This window comes from Sporomusa sp. (assembly GCF_057736855.1).
In genome coordinates this window covers 1-4,813 of the sequence record NZ_JBYKYF010000240.1, presented here as the reverse complement: position 1 = coordinate 4,813, position 4,813 = coordinate 1, and the positions used below count along the sequence as shown (strand labels likewise).

General features: G+C 39.0%; 1 protein-coding gene and 1 CRISPR repeat array. The gene reads left to right on the top strand.

Features of this window, described 5'->3' with window-relative positions:
• Positions 1-7 precede the first annotated feature (7 nt).
• Positions 8-4,521: direct repeats of the CRISPR family, unit length 30 nt; unit sequence GTTTGTAGACTACCTATAAGGAATTGAAAC.
• Positions 4,522-4,642: 121 nt separating this feature from the next.
• Positions 4,643-4,813, top strand: a 171-nt coding sequence (locus tag AC29Z1_RS13610; RefSeq protein WP_488271996.1) for a transposase, incomplete at its 3' end; no start/stop codon positions are given.

Sequence of the window (4,813 nt, the reverse complement as noted above, 5' to 3'; positions counted from 1 at the left end):
CGCCCGTGTTTGTAGACTACCTATAAGGAATTGAAACAAGTTAGCTTGCCAAAATCATCATAAAGAACATATAGTTTGTAGACTACCTATAAGGAATTGAAACTTATTTTCTATGATTCAAAATTTCGCACATACTTTTTGTTTGTAGACTACCTATAAGGAATTGAAACCAATTTATGATGAACCCCACCAATTTCCAGGTATTACGTTTGTAGACTACCTATAAGGAATTGAAACTCCTCTACTTCACCAGGAAGGAAACCCAGGTTGTCTTTGTTTGTAGACTACCTATAAGGAATTGAAACTTGTCCAACTCATCTTTCTCTGCACCGCAAACAGGGTTTGTAGACTACCTATAAGGAATTGAAACCGGCTTTACCGCCGACAACGCCGATTAAGATGATAAGTTTGTAGACTACCTATAAGGAATTGAAACTTGTCTTGTCCACCGGCTGAATATATCGACAATATTGTTTGTAGACTACCTATAAGGAATTGAAACCTAATTTCTTCTGCTATCGTGATAACTTGGGGAAGGGGTTTGTAGACTACCTATAAGGAATTGAAACCCAGATGATGAGTACGACAGGATGATGGAAGACATTGTTTGTAGACTACCTATAAGGAATTGAAACTCGCAATTGTTGACGGTTGGTGGTTTTGACAATGCATGTTTGTAGACTACCTATAAGGAATTGAAACTGTTTAGAAAGAATGATGGCACGTTGCCCAAATGCGTTTGTAGACTACCTATAAGGAATTGAAACGTTCTATGAGAGTGTCCAATTTAGCACTTTTGGTTTGTTTGTAGACTACCTATAAGGAATTGAAACTCGTAAGATAATTGTTACAAATGGCACTCTGTTGACGTTTGTAGACTACCTATAAGGAATTGAAACTCCTTTAGACACGTTACCCACTCTCCCTTATATGCGTTTGTAGACTACCTATAAGGAATTGAAACTCAAATTGATAGCTGAAGACACCATAGAACAACACATTGGTTTGTAGACTACCTATAAGGAATTGAAACGTGTACCTATCGTGTACCTATATAAAAAATTTCAAGTTTGTAGACTACCTATAAGGAATTGAAACCCTTTTATGACGGTATGGGAATGGATGACAAAAATTGTTTGTAGACTACCTATAAGGAATTGAAACAAGTGAACGAGGGCCTTTTAGGGCTGGTCTTTTCTTTGTTTGTAGACTACCTATAAGGAATTGAAACCTGAACTTGACTTGGATAGTGTAACCAACTTCTTGCCCGTTTGTAGACTACCTATAAGGAATTGAAACGCTAGATAGTAAATAAGTTATTTATTAACTATCTAAGTTTGTAGACTACCTATAAGGAATTGAAACATGTCCGGATAGGTTCCTTGTATCGAAGAAATAAGGTCGGTTTGTAGACTACCTATAAGGAATTGAAACTAGCAAGAGAACTAACAATAGTTTGCAGGAAATGCGTTTGTAGACTACCTATAAGGAATTGAAACACACCTCCTCAAAAGTTTAATATTGTGAACCATATGTTTGTAGACTACCTATAAGGAATTGAAACCCGTGGTGGTGATATGTCATAGGTGGACACTCCCAAGTTTGTAGACTACCTATAAGGAATTGAAACTGCAATGAGCGACTATTCTCACCTAACACACGCGCGTTTGTAGACTACCTATAAGGAATTGAAACTATGCCCGGCAGATATGACGGAAGAAGAGGCTGCGTTTGTAGACTACCTATAAGGAATTGAAACTAATCACCATTGAAGGTGACGAGGTTGTTATTACGTTTGTAGACTACCTATAAGGAATTGAAACACATGTCAATACCCCTAAAAAGTGGCATATTTTTGAGTTTGTAGACTACCTATAAGGAATTGAAACTTGATAAATTGGTTAATTTTTTTGATGGCTTTGGAAGTTTGTAGACTACCTATAAGGAATTGAAACCTCCTCCTTTTTTTCGCCCGTCCGGTGGGCTAACCTTGTTTGTAGACTACCTATAAGGAATTGAAACACTCATTAGCCAGCCTGTTGCGACCCCTATCACTATGGTTTGTAGACTACCTATAAGGAATTGAAACCCGTAACCTTTGAAAACAAACCAAGCTCTGAGGCTGTTTGTAGACTACCTATAAGGAATTGAAACTGTCACGCCGCAGGGAAATGGATACCTGTACTTGATGTTTGTAGACTACCTATAAGGAATTGAAACGGGCCAGTCTGTCAGGGTCATAGACGACAACAGCGTTTGTAGACTACCTATAAGGAATTGAAACTGATGGTAAAACAGCCGGTAAGATTGAAGATGCAGTTTCGTTTGTAGACTACCTATAAGGAATTGAAACCTGCTTGTGTTGGTGCTTGCTGTTGGTTTCGTTACGTTTGTAGACTACCTATAAGGAATTGAAACTCGCTACAATAGCTGAATTATTGGTGAAAATTGGAGCCGAGTTTGTAGACTACCTATAAGGAATTGAAACTACCAGCAAGCTAGTGCAGACGCAACGCTGACATGGGCGTTTGTAGACTACCTATAAGGAATTGAAACACGAACACCTCTACCCATTCAACCGACTCATTTCGTTTGTAGACTACCTATAAGGAATTGAAACAATTACGGAATGTCTGTATTACTGTTAGAACACAAGTTTGTAGACTACCTATAAGGAATTGAAACATTTTTTTGATGGCTTTGGAATAGTGCTATCGAATGTTTGTAGACTACCTATAAGGAATTGAAACACAAGCTGCGGCAATACAAAAACGCAGGGCAAGTTAGGTTTGTAGACTACCTATAAGGAATTGAAACCGGTTACACACGGTCTAGGGACACAAGACGTAGTTGTGGTTTGTAGACTACCTATAAGGAATTGAAACACACACAGGCAATACAGTTCATCGTCATCAATATCGTTTGTAGACTACCTATAAGGAATTGAAACCCGACCAAGGCAGGTGAAATAATGGGCGGATTCTTGTTTGTAGACTACCTATAAGGAATTGAAACAATATAAATGATTGGACAGTAACTGGTACTGTAACGTTTGTAGACTACCTATAAGGAATTGAAACACATAGTGACATGTCCAACAGAGTTGTATTAGGTTTGTTTGTAGACTACCTATAAGGAATTGAAACGTATGTCCGTGAAAAATTCGTATGCAACGAACGGGAGGTTTGTAGACTACCTATAAGGAATTGAAACTGCCTCCGGCGGCGCAGTACACGGACCTGGCACCGGGTTTGTAGACTACCTATAAGGAATTGAAACTCTGAATGTATGGATGCTCAAGTTGGAATTGATTTGTTTGTAGACTACCTATAAGGAATTGAAACACTATCGACTTAAAATGCACCCACTTTTGACCGGATGTTTGTAGACTACCTATAAGGAATTGAAACATCACCCAAGAATCCCCTGCCTTTAGGCATGGGGAGTTTGTAGACTACCTATAAGGAATTGAAACCCCGTCTTGCTGACTTTTTTGGTGTTACTACCGAGTTTGTAGACTACCTATAAGGAATTGAAACCCTGGCAACGCAATCTATTTGCTGCTGGGTGTATATTGTTTGTAGACTACCTATAAGGAATTGAAACGCAGAAGTCCTTTAACATGTTGGCTTGAAGATTGCGTTTGTAGACTACCTATAAGGAATTGAAACAACAATTATCGGCGGCACAAAACATTCAAGCTAGCGTTTGTAGACTACCTATAAGGAATTGAAACCCTAATCCACACGTAGATTTGCGTAGTCTTGTTGGTTTGTAGACTACCTATAAGGAATTGAAACCCAATAACGGCTACTGTGATCTGCACCGCAATTTAGTTTGTAGACTACCTATAAGGAATTGAAACGCAAGAGCCGCCTGCAACACATCGTTTGCGACTTGGTTTGTAGACTACCTATAAGGAATTGAAACATTGAGCGCCAAGATGATGGAGCTATTATTATTACGTTTGTAGACTACCTATAAGGAATTGAAACACGAATCCGCACCGTCTTGCATGTATCGGTGTTATCGTTTGTAGACTACCTATAAGGAATTGAAACTTTCCGTGCGGATTAGCTTTTCGAACTCGCTTTTGTTTGTAGACTACCTATAAGGAATTGAAACTACCATAAATTGGAGGGACGCAAAGTGATGGAAAAAGTTTGTAGACTACCTATAAGGAATTGAAACCCTTGGGCGACAGGTTCCATGCTTTCGGGACCAAAATGTTTGTAGACTACCTATAAGGAATTGAAACAACTCTTTTGCCTCTTCAACCGTACCAAAAATTTTTTCGTTTGTAGACTACCTATAAGGAATTGAAACAGGCACTATAGAACAAGAAATCTAATTCCCACGGCAGGTTTGTAGACTACCTATAAGGAATTGAAACCAGACAGCGCGGCAAAGGCTGGAACAATATCAGCGTTTGTAGACTACCTATAAGGAATTGAAACGGTCAATTCATGCTCAACTTGAATCAATCAATGCGTTTGTAGACTACCTATAAGGAATTGAAACCCTTCGAGAGCCATACGGAGCCACTTGGCGTACTGGTTTGTAGTGGACCGGCTATACTAAAATAGACAGTTTTCTTAAGGAGTAGTAAACTGGAAGATATCAAGAAATGGAGAGATTTACTATGACCAGAAGAAAACGGCGACAATACACGGATGAATTTAAAAATCAAATGGTACAGTTATTTTTAAGAGGTAAGCCAAGAGCGGAAATCATTCGGGAGTACGACTTAACAGAAAGCGCATTTGATCGCTGGGTAAAGCAAAGCCAGTCGAGCGGTTCTTTCCGTGAAGCC